The organism is Ktedonobacteraceae bacterium, from assembly GCA_035653615.1.
In the GTDB taxonomy this organism is placed as follows: Bacteria; Chloroflexota; Ktedonobacteria; order Ktedonobacterales; family Ktedonobacteraceae; genus DASRBN01.
In genome coordinates this window covers 227249-245489 of the sequence record DASRBN010000025.1, presented here as the reverse complement: position 1 = coordinate 245489, position 18241 = coordinate 227249, and the positions used below count along the sequence as shown (strand labels likewise).

Below are 18241 nucleotides of genomic sequence, written 5' to 3'. Positions count from 1 at the left end.
CCCAAACGCCTCTCGGCAGGTAATACTTGAGCCCTTTCAGTTTGCTCAGGATCACCAGGTTCTGATGAATTTTTCCCATCGAATCGGGGAATCACCATCATCGTGTCCTGTAGGGACAGCGGCTCGTCCCTGCCCCCGCCCAACACGCACAGGGCCTGCTGCCTGCCTCACGCCCCAAGCAGGACAGGGGCTTGCCCCTGTCCCTACAGTAGCTGTGGTAGAACAGAAAAACGGTTGACAACCACGAGAACTTTTGCACAAAAACAAGGAGGCCTACCAGGACGTGCTCTGCCCATTTTGGGTCGCGTCGGCAGTACTTATTGCACCCTTGAGCGGCACAAATGTTCCGCTGATCTCCTGGTGCTCCGGCAGTTTCTCTTCACGGTAGAGATAGAGCGCCTGTAAGACGGGCCGGTCGCTGACGGCGAACAGGTCGGCCTGCTCCTCGGCCTGGTGATCAACGCTGGCCCAGGAGGGGGTGACGAAAATATCGCCGGGGCCCCAGTCGAAGCGCACACCATTGATGACCGAGCGGCCGCTGCCCTGAAAAACCACGTAGATGGAACTGCCTGTCTTGCGTTTCGTAGCAGTGCGCTCGCCAGGGTAGAGACGATGCATCTCGCAAGCGAAGGTGGCGACGGCCGGCGTACCCGTGAGCGGGTTGACAAACTCCAGGCTGGCCATGGGGCCGCCGCGCGCCCGGTGCAACGCCTCCAGGGTGCGCTCAGTCTCGGCCCAGCGGTAGCGCAGCAGTGGCGAGTGGGCAACGGGAGAGCTGGCGCCCAACTCGCGCAGCCCGACCCCGGAGAAGCCTTGTTCGGAGAGATTGTGACCCTCTACCGGCTGCAGCTGGTTGGGGTGGTTTTCGAAGAAGATCGACTCCAGTGTGGTCAAAAGGGGCAAGTCCAGGCCATCGAACCACACCATCGGCTCGTCGCTGCGGTTGTTGTGGTCGTGCCAGTTCCAGATAGGCGTCAGGATCAAGTCGCCCGGCTCCATGTCACAGGCATCGCCGTTGACTGTCGTGTAGACGCCCGAGCCGGTGAGGACGAAGCGGATAGCGCTGGGCGTATGCCGGTGCGCGGGGGCCGATTCGTGCGGGCCGAGGTATTGTAGCGCGCCCCACAACGTCGTGCTGGTGAAAGGCAGGCCATTCAACCCTGGATTGGCGAGGGCCAGCACCCTCCTGTCCCCGCCGCGTTCCAGCGTAATCAGTTCTCCGGCGCGTTTGGCAAGCGGCAGCACGTCGTCCCACTTCCAGAGCCAGGCCTGGGTGGTCGGTAGTGGCACCTCCGGCATCAACTGCCTGGCAATTTTCCACAACGGCTTGAGATCGCGCGCCGCCAGCGCCCCGCAAAACTCGTCATAGCCGACCTCGACGGTCTGCGCATGACTCATATCAATGCCCATCTTTTCTCTCCTTTCTCTCCAGCTACCAGCCAGAGAAGCAGTCCGTATACGTGAAAACGCCTGGTACTCGTCCTGTGAATAGCGCATTACACAGGAGCTCGGCAGGTCATCGCTATGAATGATATTGACATCCTACAAAAGCTATCGGTATCAAGTCAACCTCTTTTCCCTCATCTTACAAATTCCTTCCTTCGGTTGATCTCCAGGTACTCTGCATGAAGGGCGCTGACGATCTCGCTTCCGCGAGCGATATCCGATACCGGAATGCAGGCTGCGACATAATGGTCCGGGCGCAGCAGTATGAGATGATCTGGATAACCTGCCAGTGCCGCGGCTAGCGTATCATCGATTTCGCGACCCGTGGTGACGCCAGGTATTTGGCACCAGGTTGCGTCTTGAGGTAGCACAGCTATGCGTCATACCGAGAGACGATCACAAACTGGCTGGGTAATTGAGCTGGCATTGATGGTAGGAGTAGGGCTTGGGAGTCATTCCCGGTCTCGAGTATACCCTTGTTACGCTGGATCAAACGCGTACTGAACCTCATACATTCGAGGGCTACTACTTTGTCAGTAAAGATGGTCACGTTCTGGGCCTGTATACCGGGATGCGCGTGCGCGTCTGCCCGAACGATTCATAGTTGGCGGGAAAGCCTGGCTCTACCGTCCAATCCGGCATCTGACGCGAGTGATAACACCGCTACGGCGCCCCGGTCTCAAACGTCTCCTTTACAGGAGTATGCCCTCTCGGCTCGACGGGAGCATGTTATCTGATAGCAGGCATTCGTCAATGCAACTGCTGCTTTGTTCTTTGGCCTGGCATTACGGCACGCTCAGCTGTGATGGGCACTCAATTCGGGAGCCAGTACGCATGCAGGTGAGTTCTTCAGTACGCATAAAGAAACGTTCGGAGCAAGGGGCCAGTTTCAACGGTTGGCTCTCGTGGTTCCTGCTGCCCTTTATCCTGCTCGTGCAAGCCAGCACTTCTCTGCTCCTACTCAACAATACGCCTTTCCAGGATGAAGCCCTCTACCTGTTAGCCGGACACCAGATTCTGCTCCGATGGCAGGGCCAGGCAACGTATCTGGAGCCGTATGGCCTGTATTTTTCCGGCTATCCTTTCTTTTACCCGCCCATAGCGGGCTTGCTCGATTTGCTGGGAGGACTGGAGATGGCACGTCTGTTCAGCCTGCTTTGTATGCTGATCGCCACCACCTGCGTCTATGGCCTGACGCTCCGGCTGTTTGATCGTACAAGCGCGCTGCTCGCGGCTTTCATTTTCGCCTGCGGCGGGTCGGTCCTGTTTGTGGGACGCCTGGCTACCTACGATGCCCTGTGTTGCTGTTTGCTGGCACTGGCGCTAACCTTCTGCCTCTGGGCCAGCCAGGCGGCATCGGACCGCCGCCTGCTGGTATTCGGTCCTTTGCTGATGCTCATGGTTGCCGCCAAGTACGCCGGATTGTTATTCATCCCAACGATACTGGCCCTGCTTGCCTGGTGGAGCTGGCAACAGCAGGGATGGCGGGAGATGCTCGACCGCTTACACCTGGCGCTCACGTCATTGATCATAACAGGCCTTCTCGCTTTCCTGGTGATGGATCAGCAGGCGCTCACCGGAATGAACGTGACAACCATCAATCGCGTCAGCCTCACTGCTGCCCCAGCGCTGGTGGTCATAGGACATATCGCAACCACGACCGGGATCTTTTTCGCGCTCGGTTTGCTGGCCCTGCCGCTGTGTGGCAGGAAGCGCGTGCTGACCGGCCTGCTATTCTTTGGCTCAGCATTGCTCGTCCCGCTCTATCACACGACCAGGGGAGAAATGGTCTCACTGGACAAGCACCTGGCGTTCTGTATGATCTTTCTGGCCCCGCTGGTCGGCTATATCACTGCCTTCTTCGTCAACGTGCTACACAGATACATGGGTGGTCTTTCCTGGCTGGCTGTGCTGGCACTATGCCTGCTGATCTTCCTTTCGGGTATCCAGCAAGCATCTCTGCTCTACGAGGGCTGGCCTTCGAGTACACAGCTGACCACATTCTTGCAACCGCAAGTACACAAAGGAAAGGATCACTACCTGGCGGAAGATTATGATGTGTTGCGCTATAGCTTACAGAAGCAGACCGATATCTGGCAGTGGAGTAGCCTGGACTATTTCGTGTACATCGCTGCGGACAAACGGGAGCTTTCAGGAGAAGCGGCCTATACGGCCGCAATTCAAGCCGGATACTTCGAGATGATTGAACTGAGTTATGGGTATCACGCGGCCCTGGCCAGACATATCACACAAAGCCTGAATGCCAGCCAGGACTACCAGCTCGTTGCGAGAATCCCCATGCACAGCGCTTATGGCGACGGCTCCTACTGGATATGGAGGAAGCGAGTCACGGCAGCAAACGACGCAGCCCTGGTGGGAACAGGAAAGAAGGACCGCGCTCACATCCCAAAAGCCTGATACAGAATTTGCATTCCCTGAAAACGCGTACTATAACCTACATAAGCGCTATAAAACACAGGAGAAAAGTATAGGGAACCGGAAAAGGCAGAAAGGAACAGAGAACATGTCCTCACTTTCCTTGCATCGTCCCATCACCTTCGCTCGAAAGGGTATGGTTGTTGCGCCGCATTATCTGGCAGCAGAAGCAGGGTTGGAACTTCTGAAAGGTGGGGGCAACGCCGTTGATGCGGCAGTAGCAGCAAGCGCCGTTCTCCAGGTTGTGTATCCTTTTGTCTGCGGACTCGGCGGCGATGTCTTCATGCTTATCTACGACGCTGCCAGCGGAAAACTCTCTGGATTGAACGGCAGCGGGCGCTCAGCGCGGGCAGCAACTATCGAACGCTACCGCGCCCTGGGCTATACATCTATGCCCGTGCTGGGTATCCACACAGTCACTGTTCCTGGATGCGCCGCCGGATGGGATGAGGCAGAGCAACATTTTGGCCGTTTGGGGCTGGCGCAGGCGCTTGCCCCGGCTATTTCCTACGCCGAAGAGGGCGTGGCCGTGGGACCGGACCTGCATGATGCCCTGACACGTATGAGTAGAAGAGAAGGTATTCATCGCTCCTGGCACGCCCACTTCTTGCCCGGTGGCTCTGTTCCTGCAGCCGGAACAATAATCCGCTTTCCTACACTGGCACAAACGCTACGAACCATCGCCAGAGAGGGATCCTCAGCGTTTTACCGGGGAGAGATCGCGGAACAGGTCGCCGCGTTTTTTGCGCGCGAGGGCGGCTTGATTACCCGCGAAGACCTGGCCGCGCACCAGAGCGAATGGGTCACACCCCTCAGCGTTCCATTTGCGGACCTGAGCATCTATGAACTGCCACCCAATACCCAGGGCGTGACGGCCCTTCAAATGCTTGGAATCCTGGATCGCCTGTCCCTCGGCGATGGCCCGTTATCGCCGGATACCATCCACATGGCGGTCGAGGCGAAAAAGCTGGCTTTCGCGGACCGTGATGCTTATCTTACTGACCCTGCCTATATGCGATTCAATCCGGCAGCACTCATTGAGCCGGACTATCTGAGCCAAAGAGCGGCGCTCATCGACCCAGTTAGAGCGCAACCGTCCGTTGCACCCGGCAGTTTTGGTGGCGATACGATATATCTCTGCGCGGCTGATAGAGAGGGTAACGTCGTTTCGCTCATTCAGAGTAATTATATGGGCTTCGGAAGCGGCGTCGTTGTGGATGATACGGGCATCGTTCTCCAGAATCGAGGAGCATATTTTTCGCTCGACCCAGCTGCCGCGAACGCGCTTGCGCCAGGCAAACGAACGCTGCACACGCTGATCCCATCGATGGCGCTGCGCGATGGCAGACCCGCGATGGTCTTTGGTACGATGGGCGGTGATGGACAGCCCCAGATTCATTTGCAGGTCTATACCGCGATAGCGCGTTTTGGGCTGAACATCCAGGAAGCTATCGAGATGCCGCGCTGGATCCACGGTGCGGCAAACGGTATAGAGCTACTGCGCGTGGAAGACCGCTTTCCGCCAGCAACGCTGGCAGTTTTACGCCAGCGCGGCCACCAGGTGGAAGAACTGGGCGCATGGGAAACAGGTATGGGCTATGCGCAGGGTATTACATTCGATGCACAGACAGGCATGATGCAGGGAGGAGCCGACCCGCGCGCCGAAAGTTTGGCCGCCGCCTGGTAAAGCAAACATCGGCCAGACAAGTAAAACAGGCAAGGATAGAGAGCAGGGCCGGCAGACGAGGAAACGTTTGTCCGGCTCTCACATCATCTACAACAGGGTAAAACATCCCCAACCGCGCAAAAGAAGCAAGTGAACATTGACATATGCTTTTCCCCAAATTATACTGTTCATATAGTAGTACGCATTGTTCAGCTAATTGAACAGTTGAATCCACATCATCTGGTATCATCCTAGAACAAGGAGGTCCGGTTCATGAAGTATCATCCCCCCGTGCAATGCGTCCGCTCTCAGAAGTTATTTTTCCAACTCGTAGCAATGTTCTGTCTTGTAACAATTCTGGCAGCGTGTGGTAGCAGTGGTACGCAGGCTACCAATTCATCGTCGAAGTTCGGTGGAAACATCAAGGTTGGACTTGATGCTGACGTAACTACACTCGATCCATTACTATCGACCTCGTTGTACGACCGACAGGTGATGCTGAACATTTACGACACGCTGGTCAGGCTCGATGCCAACAATTCCATCGTACCAGACCTCGCTACATCATGGTCGTATACGTCTCCGACACAACTTGTATTCACCTTGCGCACCGATGTGAAGTTCCAGGATGGCACGCCGTTCAACGCCGACGCGGTTGTCTTCAACATCAACCGCATTTTGAAGACGCCGACTTCGCCACGCTATAGCGAGATATCCAGCGTGCAATCGGTGACGGCTGTGGATGCCTCGCACGTGCAGTTCACGCTGAAAAAGCCTTTTGCGCCCCTGCTGGCAGCGCTGACCGATCGCGCCGGTATGATGCTTTCGCCAACTGCCGTGCAAAAGCTAGGCAGCAGTCTGGCAAATGGCCCGGTCAATGCCGGCTCTGGCCCGTTCACGTTTAAGGAATGGGTGAAAGGCGATCACCTCACTATCGTAAAGAACCCGCATTATTGGATGAAAGATGCCCAGGGGAACGCCTTACCGTACCTGCAATCAATTCGCTACGTTCCCATCACCAATGAGAGTGTGATGTACTCCAACCTTGAAACCGGCACCATCAACGTCGCCGATGATCTCGGTCCAACCGAGGTAGCTTCCGCGAAGTCCAATCCCAGCCTTGTTTACAAACAGGAGCCCGGATTAAGCTTCTTTGGGTTCATGCTCAACACAAAGGTTGCCCCATTCAACAACGTCCACGTTCGCCGGGCTATCGAGTGGGGAGTGAACCGCAACGAGATTGTCAATACTGTCTTGAAAGGGATTGGAGTTGTTGCCCAGGGACCGCTCTCTCCGGCTAGCTGGGCATACAACAGCAGCTTCGCGCCTTATAGCTACAACATCAACAACGCCAAATCTGAACTTGCGCAAGCGGGCAAGGCGAGCGGCGTGAGTTTCACGCTCTTGATTACCAGCGGCTCCCCGCTGAATGCTCAGGAGGCACAGTTCATTCAGTCGGAACTGCAGCCGGCCGGTATTACCGTGAACATCAAGCAGGAAACGTTCACAACCCTGCTCAATGACACATCTGCCTTTAACTTCCAGGCGGCCCTGATAGGATGGAGCGGGCGCCCAGACCCGGATGGAAACATGTACTCCTGGTTCCATACTGGCGGTGGCTTTAACGACATGCAGTATTCGAACCCGCAGGTGGACTCGCTCCTTGAGGCCGCACGCGCGACCAGTGATCAAGCCACGCGCACTTCTGACTACCAGCAGGCAGAACAGTTAATCTTGCAGGATGCCCCCTATGTGTTCATCAACTATGGGGTAAACGAGCAGGCAACCGGGACGAATATCAAAAATTTCACGCTCCTGCCTACAGGATTGATGAACTTTGCCAGCGTGTACGTCGGTTCATAGGTGAAGGGCCACTCGCCTGTCATGCTGAGGGCTTTGCTGATGGTATGGGCAGATTCTTCGCTTCGCTCAGTATGACAGGGTGGAGTGCCGCCCAGCATGACAGGGTGGAGTGCCGCTCAGTATGACAGGGTGGAGTGCTTTCCTGATGGCATGATAGGTCTATGTGATAGGTCTAGAGGAGTGCTACTGTGATGCGTTATATCCTGCGGCGGATTCTTTTCATGTTCCCCGTCGCATTGCTTGTGAGCTTCCTGACATTCATGATGATTCACCTCGTTCCGGGTGATCCCGCGCGTGTTCTCCTGGGAGAATATGCGACGCCGCAATCTGTAGCGGCCTTAGACCACCAGCTGGGGCTGGATAAGCCAATACCAGTACAATTCGTTCTCTGGTTATGGCAGGCGTTGCAAGGCAACCTGGGGCAGTCTATCCAGCTTCAACAGCCGGTAGTGCAGGCAATTGAACAGAGACTGCCCGTTACGGTAGAACTGGGGATTTGCTCGTTGCTTTATTCTCTGATTCTCGCCATCCCGCTTGGTATCTATGCCTCCACGCACCCGAATTCGATAGGAGACTGGCTGGTCAACGTGTTCAGCCTGTTTAGCACGGCTATTCCGGTGTTCGTCCTGGGGCTGGTGCTTATTCTCTTCTTTGCCGTCGATATCCGCCTGTTCCCTCCAGGCGGATATACAGCATTCGGTGATGATCCGGCGGGTAATATTCGCGATCTCATCCTACCTATGGTAACGCTCGGAACAGGAGTGGTAGCCGTCAATATGCGGCAGATACGAGCCAATATGCTCGAAGCGCTGGGGCAGGACTACATACGAACCGCGCGCGCTAAAGGGCTGCCTGAGCGCCGCGTGGCTTACGTCCACGCCCTCAGAAATGCTTTTCTGCCGGTTCTTACCCTTATTGGGCTGCAGATAGGCTCAATTCTGGCCGGGGCATTTATCGTGGAAACGATCTTCCTCTGGCCCGGTATTGGCCAGTTGACGATTATGAGCATCCTGTCAAAAGACTACCCGGTCGTTCAGGGCGTCGTCTTACTCTCGGCATTCTCCTATATGGTCGCTAATTTACTGATTGATATATGCTATGCGTTCCTTGATCCACGCATACGCTACGAAAAGTAGATCTTCAGCAGTGAGGAGCATTGTGTGGCAGCGCCAGTAGAAACTTCACAACCAGAGGTAGTAAACATCCAACCAACCACAAAAGCTTTACGGTGGATTGGGCATGCTCTCCATACATTCGCGCATGACCCACGCCTGTGGTTTGGCGTTATCCTGCTCGTATTTGTGATCGCCGCCATTTTCGCGCCTTTCATCAGCCCTTATCCGCCTTTACTGTACCACCCGGCCATCGCGGAACAGGGGCCAACGCTGGCACATCTGCTGGGAACTGATGATCTGGGCCGCGACCAGCTGAGTCGCGTGATTTATGGGACGCGCATCTCACTTACAGTCGGTGTTGCTTCAATTCTGGTTGGAGGGCTGCTTGGCACGTTGCTCGGTATCCTGGGCGCATATTTCAAGGGATGGATTGACCAGGTCACCATTATGATCACCGACGCGCTCCTTTCGTTCCCTTCGCTGATCCTTGCGCTCGCAATTGTCGCAGCCTTAGGGCCGAACATCATCAACGTCTTGATTGCGCTGGCCATCGTGCGCATCCCTATTTATGCGCGTCTCGCACGCGGCCAGACATTGCAGGTAGCGACTGAAGGCTATGTGACGGCGGCCATCGCCTGCGGCACACGAGCCCGCAAGATCATGTTCCGCCATATCCTGCCCAACATTTTCGCCCCGTTGCTTGTACAGGCCACCATTTCCATCTCGTTTGCCATTCTCGAAGAATCGACGCTGAGCTTTCTGGGGCTGGGCGTGCAGCCACCGACGCCCGAATGGGGTTCGATGATCAGCGAGGCGCAGGTGTATCTCACTAGCGACCCCTGGATGCTGCTTGGTCCGACTCTCGCCATCGTTCTCGTCGTCCTGAGCCTCAACATACTGGGCGATGCCCTGCGCGACCACCTTGACCCCCGCTCGCGCGGTATTCGGGAAATGGGAGCTCCATTGAAGGACCTGGGATAATGACTATTTCGTCCTGCGTGTCATGCTGAGCCTTTCGCTTCGCTCGAAGGGAAACTCCACGAAGAATCCCGGCAGCCCAATGCATGGATTCTTCCCCTTCGTTCCTCAGGGCTTCGGCTTACTTCACTCAGAATGACAGACCGGGACCTGTCATTCTGGATACAAAAAACGAGAGAGGATGCGATCTGATGCCATATGCTGATCGCATCCTCTCTCGTTTACTCGTCGTTTATGTTCTTTGCCGCGTGCTTGAAGAGCAGTTACACGCGCCTAGCCGTGCTTCTGCCCGTAAATGCATGGATGATGGCGACCAGGATACAGGCGCCGATCAATGCTACGACGAAACTTCCCCAGAAGCCAAAAGAGGCATCGGGGACAAGAATGTCCATCAATATGCCACCAATAAGGGCTCCTATTAATCCAACGATCAGATCGCCAATCAGGCCAAAGCCCTTACCAGGCATAATCACGCCTGCCAGCCAGCCAGCGAGCAGACCAATAATAATCCAGCCGATGAATCCGCCAGGATTCAAAGCAGCCGCTATCACCATTGTTGCCATTGACATTTCTCCATTCTCTCTGTTTCAATAAAGTCGATGTTTCAACACGGTCGAAACGGTGCCCAGCACTTCACCTTTTGTTCCAGAAGCTTGTGCTGGTTATACTATACACGTGGAAAAGAATATACTGGTTGCATAAGGACAGAAGAAGATGCGGGATCCTGCGCGTTTCCTGATTCTGATGCCATTTGGCATCGGAGATGCTGCGGCTATAGGATTAAGCGCCATCGACCAAATTGTTAAAAATGACCCGGCAGCGCAGGGAAAAATTGATATCGTCTGCAACGAATTGCAGGCCAACCTTTTTACATATGACCCTCGTATCAACGAAATACTCTTCGTTACAGGCCTTCTTTTCCCAACACCGGACGCAAAAACCTGGATCAAGGGAATCATGCTTCCACCTGAAGCGCGCCGCCTAAAACAGGTACTACGAAGCAGAAATTACGAGGGAATATTTCCAGGTAACTCAACGCCAATCTTTTACCGCGGTTTGCGTGCCAACATTATAAAAGCAAGCCTGCCAGAGCTATTTCAGGCCTTTTTATTGCTGCGAACCGGCGCGGATATACCCATTGGCAAAATCACACGCCAGGCCATCAACGCTTATTTTGGCAATACGCTGCCTGAACCGGGCATCGATGAAGCTATTCCCCTATACGTACATCCTCGCCACCTGCGAAAGGCAGTTGCCACAATCGAAGGCATAAAAGAGCAATCAGGTATTTCTGGCGAACGGTGCCGCATACTGCTGATAGCGCCCGATGCATCGTCTATAATCACAAGACCACCGGCAAACTTGCTGGCCGAAGGCGTCAGCGCCGCGCTTCGTATGCGGCCAGACCTGCTCGTCTACATCTTGCCCGGCTATACGGACACTGCTGCCGCCGGCACTCTCTACAATATGCTCGCGCCGCGCTTCGAACAGCGTATTTTCCTCATGCCATCTGAACCGCGGCCCTCGCTAGCTGACCTCGCCATGCTTATCGACCAGGCCGATGTCTTTATCACCGGCGATACCGGGACGATGCACCTGGCAGTCACCACGCGGAAATTGAGCATTGAGGAAAATGAGCAAGTATGCCCGCGAAACATGAAGAATACTATCGCCATCTTTGGTGGCACCAATCCAGGGCTGCATGGCTATAGCAAACAAACGATTACTGTAGGTCGGGGTCGCAAAGAACAACGATCTCTGGCACCCGGCGTGTTCAAAGAAGCCTACCCCTGCACACGACGGAATTTCTTCGATCACATCGCTCCACAACAATTAACCGAGGCGATTATTGCGCTGTTACAATCTTCGGAAGCGAAAGCCAGGAGATGCAAATAGGTACATTGCCCCATGAATATTTCCTCAAAAGGGTGTACAATACCGCTGAGATAACGTACTGTTAAGTTAGCTGTAGGGACAGCGCCTTGGGCCTGTCCGCGAAGGGAAAGAACTATGCTTCCCATAAAAATGGCTGGGCTGGGCTGGTATTTACCGGGACGGCGTGTGACTAATGCCGAACTTGAGGAGCGACTCGGCATTCCGGCAGACTGGATTGAACGCGCGACAGGCGTAAGGGAGCGTCGCTATGTTTCCGCGTGCGAAACAGCGGTCAGTATGGGGGCAGCTGCCGCCCATATGGCGCTACGGCATGCTGGATTAGAGGTACATGATATCGATGCGATCATTGGAGCATCGTCGGCGCCGCACCAGGCTATCCCTTGCACGGCGGCACTGTTACAACGCGAGCTGGGAGCGCCGGAGGGTGCAAGCGCCTGTTTTGATATCAATGCCACCTGCCTCAGTTTCCTGTTTGCGCTTCAAACAGCTGCACACCTGGTTGCCGCGGACATCTATCGCACGGTATTGATATGCAGCACCGAAATTGCTTCTCGTTCCTTAAATCCACAGGAGCGTGAGAGCGCGGTACTGTTCGGTGATGGAGCAGCGGCTGCCATCATCACTCGTAGCCAGTTGGGGGAGGAAAGCGCATTCTGCCATGCTTGCTTTGAGACACATAGCAGCGGTGCCGATTTGACAGAGATTACCGGTGGGGGAACGCATCATCACCCCAACGATCCCGAAACCATACCTGAGATGAACATGTTCCATATGCGCGGCCCGGCCATCTTTCGCCAGGCCGCGCTGCTGATGGAACCCTTTTTGGAGCGTTTCTTCGCGGCATCTGATTGGGAGCGCGGGCAGATCGATGCTGTCATTCCGCACCAGGCGAGCCGGCATGCCATTGAGCAATTGAGCAAGCGGTTTGGATTCAGCAGCGACCAGCTTATACTCAACCTCACACTGCGTGGCAATTGCGTCTCCGCATCCATTCCCCTCGCGCTTGCGGAAGCAGTATACGATGGGCGCATCAGGCGCGGCGACCGCATACTGCTGGTTGGCACCGGCGCCGGGCTTACCCTGGGAGCTGTATCATTGATTTACTAACTAATACCAGGACGGAGCAGTACATGCAGATTCTCGTTACCGGAGGCACCGGCTTTCTGGGACGGCATCTCGCCAGGGCTTTACTGGCAAATGGTCATGATGTCCATCTTATGGGACGCAACTTTAGCGGCGTATCGTCTCTAGTAGCAGCCGGTGCCAGCCCGGTAGCCGTCGATTTGCGAGATCGAGCGGGCGTCAGCGCGGCGTGCGCGGGAATCGAGGTCGTTTATCACGCCGGAGCCTTCTCAGCGCCCTGGGGCAAACGCTCCGATTTTTACGCGATCAACGTTGGTGGAACACAGGCCGTGCTGGATGGTTGTCGTAAGCACGGAGTTTGCCGGCTGATCTATGTGTCTTCGCCCAGTGTTGTCTTCGATGGCCGCGATCAGCATAACGCGCCTGAAAACGTGCCATATCCGCGTCGTTTTTCGTCGGTCTATTCATTGACCAAAAAGCTGGGTGAAGACATGGTCAATGCATCGGGCCTGGAAACCGTGATACTGCGTCCCAAGGCCATTTTTGGCCCCGGTGATTCAACGCTCTTGCCCCGGCTCATCGAGGCCGCGCGCCAGAAGCGCCTGCCTCAAATTGGGGACGGCCACAACCTCGTCGATCTCACCTACGTGGAAAACGTTGTCCATGCCTTGCTGCTGGCGCTGGATGCCCAGGCAGCTGCTGGCAAGACGTACACGATCACCAACGACGAACACGTTTCGCTCTGGGAGGTTATTCGTGAGGTGCTGAGGCGGCTCGATTTGCCTGCTAACTTGCGTAGGGTGCCGCTCTCCGTCGCGTTGGCAGCCGCCTCGCTTATGGAAATGCGCGCCGCGCTGACCGGCAAAGAGCCACTGCTCACACGCTACTCGGCCCTGATTCTAGCGCGCACGCAGACATATGATATTGGCGCCGCTAAGCGTGACCTTGGATATGTGCCACAAGTCTCTGTTGCTGAGGGCATTGAACACACATTGGAATCGTTGAGGATACAGGTATGAGTTCAACACCTGTACATCTACAATGCCACATACTGGATACCGGCTATTGTATCGCCTGGGAACACCACGTCATGCAGGGGGGACAGCGCAAGAAAATCGCCTGCCACTCGCTGGTAGCCCTGCTACACCATCCACAACAAGGCTGGTTATTATGGGATACCGGCTATGCCCCGCGTATCCTCACCGCTACACAGCGCCTGCCTTTCCTGCTCTACAGGTACGCTACGCCCCTCAGACTGCGGCCAGAACTCAGTATCGCGGCGCAACTGGCACGCTGGAAGCTGCAACCGGGCGATATCCGGCGCGTCATTCTGTCTCATTTTCACGCCGATCACATCGCCGGCCTGCGTGACTTTCCAGAAGCTGAGATTATTGCGTCTAATGCCGCCTACGAGGATATAGCCTGGAGGCAAGGGATCGCTGCATTAAGGCGGGCGTTCATTCCCGCGCTACTGCCCAACGACTTCGATACACGCAAGTGCCTTGTCTCATCTTTTGACGGGCCTGCTCTGCCTGGATTGGGACCAACGCACGACCTGTTCGGCGATGGCTCGCTGTTGCTCATGGGGCTGCCCGGACACGCTCGCGGGCAAATGGGCCTGCTCGCGCAAACCAGGCGTGGCCGGATACTATTCGCGGCGGACGGCTGCTGGTTGCGGCGGTCAATTCGCGAGCGTCGCCCCCCTGCCAGGATAACGCACCTGTTTGTAGACGATGCTCGCGCCGCTCGTACCACCATTGACCACCTGTATGAGTTCGCCCAGGCATGTCCCGATGTTGTAATCGTGCCCAGCCATTGTCCAGAAGCATTTGCGGAAGTAGTAGAAGTATGAATCTTACCGATATTCCCACTTTCATGCATCACTTCACCGGCGCTCGCTGGCGCTGGAAACACCTGCATGGCAGCAGGTTGGAACAGTTTCAAGAACAACGCGCGCGCCGGATAGTAACCTACACCTTGCGACACGCGCCTTTCTACCGCCAGCATTGGACAAAAGAGGTGCAATCCCCTGTCGAGAACTGGCGCACCCTGCCAACCGTCGATAAGCAACTCATGATGGACAACTTCGAGACGTTCAATACGCGCGGCATCAGACGTGAAGAGGCGATGGAGGTTGCGCTGCGAGCCGAACGCAGCCGGGATTTCCAGCCTCTGTTGCATGGTCTCACAGTCGGCTTATCATCGGGCACTTCGGGACACCGCGGCCTGTTTCTGGCCAGTCCCATGGAACAGGCAGGCTGGGCCGGGACTATTCTGGCGCGCGCGCTACATGGAATACCACGCCACCGTCTACGCGTCGCATTCTTCCTGCGCTCCAACAGCAACCTGTACGAGCAGATAGGAGGCCTGCTGATCGCCTTTCGCTATTTTGACCTCATGCAGCCGATTGCTGGAGCAGTTGCCGCGCTGAACGATTTCCGGCCTCATATCATTGTTGGGCCACCATCATTGCTTGGTTTTCTCGCGCAAGAGCGAATACGCGGCAAACTCCATGCCACTCCCGAGCGATTGATCTCGGTGGCCGAAGTTTTGGAACCGCAGGAGCGCGAGCGGATTGAAGCCGCCTTCAACGCCCCGGTTCACCAGATTTACCAGTGTACCGAGGGATTGCTGGCGGTGAGTTGTGCCAGGGGTTCGCTACATATTCAGGAAGATATCGTCATGCTCCAGTTCGAGCCATTGCCGGGCAGCGACGAACGGGTGATGCCGATTGTTACCGACCTCTGGCGCAAAACCCAACCTATCATTCGCTATCGCCTCAACGACATCCTGCAACTCGATCCCGCTCCCTGTGCCTGCGGATGCTCTTTCCGCGTTATTCGAGCCATCGAGGGACGCAGCGATGACATCTTTTATTTTGAATCGCTGAGTGGTGGCCTACGCCCTTTCTTTCCCGACACGATACGCCGTATGATCTTGCTCGCAAGCCCGCACATTGTCGATTACCAGGTCATCCAGGAACGCCACGGGCACATACGTATCTACCTTTGCGCGGCTCCAGGCATAGCTTTCAATACCGTTGCTGAAGCAGTAAAGGCCAGCACCAACGAAATTGTGGCACAGTACGATTGCCGCCCGGCAGAGATAAGCGTCGAAGAGGGACTGCTTCCCTTAGCACCTGGTACAAAAAGGCGCCGGATTCGGCGTGTCAATCCCTGAAAGCCGGTGATTACCCGCGTCTCTGCACATAATGGAAGCCACCACCGCGTTCTACTTCTACAATGTTCCCGCGCCAGTTGATGCGCTGCGATGAAAGCAGGGCCACAAGCAACTGGATCGGAAAAATCACCTGCATCAGCGGCACCAGCCACGACTTACGCCATGGTGTCGCTCCTCGCAGGTAGCGCCTGTTGAAGTGGGCAAAGATGGTATAATTGTAGCCGTAGTAGAGCAATGTGTAGCTAAAAAGACGACGCGATGGGCGTACCAGCAGGCACAGTACGAGCAGCAATGGATAGAGCGCCGGAATCAATCCCAACCCGTAGACAATCAGCCGGTCGCGCAAACTCAGGTGACGCAACAGCGACTCGCGAGGCAAAACAAACCAGCGCTGGATCAAACTCAGATAGCGCCGCGGCCCCCGAACCTGCGTGCTGATGCCATGGCAAAGCGGAGTTTGTGCCAGTCGATAACCATGCGAGCGCACTAACTGTGCCACGGCGAAATCATCGGCAAAAATATGTGATATTGCCTCAAAACCGCCGATCTCTTCCAATATCTCGCGTCGCATCGCATAAAACATGCCATTGATCGTAAAAGGCCGTGTCACTGCCGTATAAGGAATATAGGTCAGCAAACTATTGCTATTGACGAAGGCGGAAACCATACTCGACCACGTGTCTGAAAAATTGACGTAGTAAGGCAGGCCAAAAGCCAGTCCAACACCGGGCAAATCGAGGAACGGCAGGCACATCTCAAGACCAGTATCGGGCAGCATCGTATCATCGTCAAGCACGCACAGTATCTCACCACGAGCGATTCTCGCGCCTTCTATCAGCTTGAACACCTTCGGATTGCAGCTTTCTGGTGGTGGTGGTAAGGTGATGAGCCGCACAGAGCGTTCAGGATAGCGAGCCATTAATTGCTCGCAGGTGCGCAGGCCGGCGTCATCATCGCTATCGGCCAACCAGATAAACTCCAATCGATAGCGGCTCGCCAGTTGCAGGCTGCGCTCAAGGCAAGTAAGCATAGTCGGGTCGCCACTGAGAACCGGTTGAAGAATGCTTACCAGGGCCGGCTCAGTGACGGTCGCTGGAATGGGACGCCGGAAAAATCGCATCACCAGCCAGTGCTTCCATATGCGTTCGAACAGCATCAGCAGACCCGCCAGCAGCCATACCTTCTTCATGAAAGCACCTCCATTTTCCCGCCGCGCCGAATACGCAAGCGCTGGCCGCGCCATTCGATCTCCTCGTTTGAGATCAGCGCCTTCAGTATCTGAAGCGGAATGATCAGCGCTACAAACGGCAACAAAACCCAGCGCTTCACCGGCATGTGCCGCTTCAGATAACCCCGTTGGCACACCGCGTAAACAGCGATGAACAGGCCCAGGCTCATGCCCAGCGCCTGCAATGCGGAACGCCTGCGCGTAACAACGGCCAGCAACACAAGCAGAGCGGGCAGCAGGTTGCTCGCGCTGCCAATAAACGAGACGGTCTTCTCCCATCGTGTCAGGTACGGCAGCATCGCCTGGCGCGGAAAGATAAACCAGCGCTTCACCTGTTTGTTATACGCGCTCAGCGAATCGAAATCGTTATTCACGTCGTAGATCATCGGCGTCTGCACACAGCGCAAACCCAGCTGGCGAACGCGCCGCGCCAGCTCATGGTCGTCGTCAATGCGCTGCTCCATGCTCGAAAATCCCCCGGCCGCCTCGAACACTTCGCGTCTCAAGGCAAAACAGTGACCCGTAATCGTGTACGGCTCGGTCAGGTAGGTAATCGGAATGTAGCTCAAAAGAGCATTGGCATTGACGAACGCGCTCATCAGGCTCGACCACAGCGTGCGCCAGTTTGTGTAGCAGGCCAGACCGAAGACGGCACCCGCTCCCGGTTGATAAAGATAGGGTATCATGAGACGCGCCGCCTCTGGACGCAGTGCCACATCATCATCAAGAAACCAGTAGACTTCGCCGGTCGCGTGAGGAATTGCCGCCAGTAGTTTCTCAGTCTTCGTCGCGATCGCGCCATGATGTGTTTCCACTCGCATGATCTCCGCCTGCAACAAAGGAAATACTGTAGGGACAGCGGCTTGTCCCTGTCCCAATGCCGCCTCGCATTCGGCAATCATTTCGCTATCGCCCGCGTCACAGATCAGCAGGTGTTGAATTGGCGCCGGATAATCCAGGCGCAACCGCGACCTCAACGAATCAGGCAATCCACTTACGCCACGTGTAATCGGCTGAAACAGCGTGATGCTCGGCCACCTTACGGGCGCAGGCGGTATGGGACGACGAAAAAAGTGCAGTATCGCAGTCAGCTTCAAAACTCGATCAAGGGCAAAGAGTGATGTCAGTCCATAAGCCAGCCAATCAAGCATCAAGCTCCTCCTTTCGTCTCGTCATTGTACCATCTCTGCCCTTCCTTTCCACCGTGTCAATCGACCCATTCTCATCATCGACCTATTCTCACTAATCGACCTATTCCCATCATCGACCCATTCTCATCATCGGCCATGTCATTCTGAGCGCAGCGAAGAATCTCTGTCCAACTTCTGCTGATTCTCCAGTATTGAATAT

Annotated in this window: 16 protein-coding genes; 11 read left to right on the top strand and 5 right to left on the bottom strand. The window is 55.6% G+C overall.

The features are described from left to right. Positions 1 to 273: 273 nt before the first annotated feature. Both VFA09_13710 and VFA09_13705 read right to left on the bottom strand, forming a co-directional pair. Positions 274 to 1497: a cupin domain-containing protein gene (locus tag VFA09_13710; protein ID HZU68326.1), complete on the bottom strand. Its 1224-nt coding sequence runs from the start codon at positions 1495 to 1497 to the stop codon at positions 274 to 276. Positions 1498 to 1580: 83 nt separating this feature from the next. After that, positions 1581 to 1817 (bottom strand): hypothetical protein, encoded by a 237-nt coding sequence (locus VFA09_13705; GenBank protein HZU68325.1) that lies wholly within the window; start codon positions 1815 to 1817, stop codon positions 1581 to 1583. A 74-nt stretch (positions 1818 to 1891) separates the two neighbouring features. Between VFA09_13705 and VFA09_13700 the strand changes: the two genes are divergently transcribed. The 6 genes from VFA09_13700 (at position 1892) to VFA09_13675 (ending at position 9507) form a co-directional block, all read left to right on the top strand. After that, a complete protein-coding gene (locus VFA09_13700; GenBank protein HZU68324.1) occupies positions 1892 to 2050 on the top strand; it encodes a hypothetical protein in 159 nt (52 codons plus the stop codon). 230 nt (positions 2051 to 2280) lie between these two features. Beyond that, the gene (locus VFA09_13695; GenBank protein HZU68323.1) at positions 2281 to 3864 is read left to right on the top strand and encodes a glycosyltransferase family 39 protein; all 1584 of its coding nucleotides are present in this window, start codon (positions 2281 to 2283) and stop codon (positions 3862 to 3864) included. A 106-nt stretch (positions 3865 to 3970) separates the two neighbouring features. Next, a complete protein-coding gene (ggt, locus tag VFA09_13690; protein ID HZU68322.1) occupies positions 3971 to 5569 on the top strand; it encodes a gamma-glutamyltransferase in 1599 nt (532 codons plus the stop codon). A 252-nt stretch (positions 5570 to 5821) separates the two neighbouring features. Next, positions 5822 to 7411: an ABC transporter substrate-binding protein gene (locus VFA09_13685; protein ID HZU68321.1), complete on the top strand. Its 1590-nt coding sequence runs from the start codon at positions 5822 to 5824 to the stop codon at positions 7409 to 7411. A gap of 191 nt (positions 7412 to 7602) precedes the next feature. Then, positions 7603 to 8547: an ABC transporter permease gene (locus VFA09_13680; GenBank protein HZU68320.1), complete on the top strand. Its 945-nt coding sequence runs from the start codon at positions 7603 to 7605 to the stop codon at positions 8545 to 8547. A gap of 24 nt (positions 8548 to 8571) precedes the next feature. After that, positions 8572 to 9507, top strand: coding sequence for an ABC transporter permease (locus VFA09_13675; GenBank protein HZU68319.1), 936 nt, complete (start codon positions 8572 to 8574; stop codon positions 9505 to 9507). A gap of 260 nt (positions 9508 to 9767) precedes the next feature. Here VFA09_13675 and VFA09_13670 read toward each other — a convergent pair whose 3' ends face one another. Continuing rightward, on the bottom strand, positions 9768 to 10073 hold the full coding sequence (locus tag VFA09_13670) for a GlsB/YeaQ/YmgE family stress response membrane protein (protein ID HZU68318.1): 306 nt from the start codon (positions 10071 to 10073) through the stop codon (positions 9768 to 9770). A 145-nt stretch (positions 10074 to 10218) separates the two neighbouring features. Between VFA09_13670 and VFA09_13665 the strand changes: the two genes are divergently transcribed. The 5 genes from VFA09_13665 to VFA09_13645 all read left to right on the top strand — a co-directional run bounded on the left by VFA09_13665 (position 10219) and on the right by VFA09_13645 (position 15663). Beyond that, positions 10219 to 11400 (top strand): hypothetical protein, encoded by a 1182-nt coding sequence (locus VFA09_13665; GenBank protein HZU68317.1) that lies wholly within the window; start codon positions 10219 to 10221, stop codon positions 11398 to 11400. A gap of 114 nt (positions 11401 to 11514) precedes the next feature. Further along, positions 11515 to 12507, top strand: a complete 993-nt coding sequence (locus VFA09_13660) for a ketoacyl-ACP synthase III (protein HZU68316.1) — start codon at positions 11515 to 11517, stop codon at positions 12505 to 12507. A gap of 23 nt (positions 12508 to 12530) precedes the next feature. Continuing rightward, a complete protein-coding gene (locus VFA09_13655; GenBank protein HZU68315.1) occupies positions 12531 to 13502 on the top strand; it encodes an NAD-dependent epimerase/dehydratase family protein in 972 nt (323 codons plus the stop codon). Continuing rightward, positions 13499 to 14335, top strand: a complete 837-nt coding sequence (locus VFA09_13650; protein HZU68314.1) for an MBL fold metallo-hydrolase — start codon at positions 13499 to 13501, stop codon at positions 14333 to 14335. The genes VFA09_13655 and VFA09_13650 overlap by 4 nt, the downstream gene beginning before the upstream one ends. Continuing rightward, positions 14332 to 15663, top strand: a complete 1332-nt coding sequence (locus VFA09_13645) for a F390 synthetase-related protein (GenBank protein ID HZU68313.1) — start codon at positions 14332 to 14334, stop codon at positions 15661 to 15663. The genes VFA09_13650 and VFA09_13645 overlap by 4 nt, the downstream gene beginning before the upstream one ends. Positions 15664 to 15673: 10 nt before the next feature. Here VFA09_13645 and VFA09_13640 read toward each other — a convergent pair whose 3' ends face one another. After that, the gene (locus VFA09_13640; GenBank protein ID HZU68312.1) at positions 15674 to 16852 is read right to left on the bottom strand and encodes a glycosyltransferase; all 1179 of its coding nucleotides are present in this window, start codon (positions 16850 to 16852) and stop codon (positions 15674 to 15676) included. Next, positions 16849 to 18042: a glycosyltransferase gene (locus VFA09_13635; GenBank protein HZU68311.1), complete on the bottom strand. Its 1194-nt coding sequence runs from the start codon at positions 18040 to 18042 to the stop codon at positions 16849 to 16851. Before VFA09_13635 ends, VFA09_13640 begins: the two co-directional genes overlap by 4 nt. Positions 18043 to 18241: the final 199 nt, after the last annotated feature.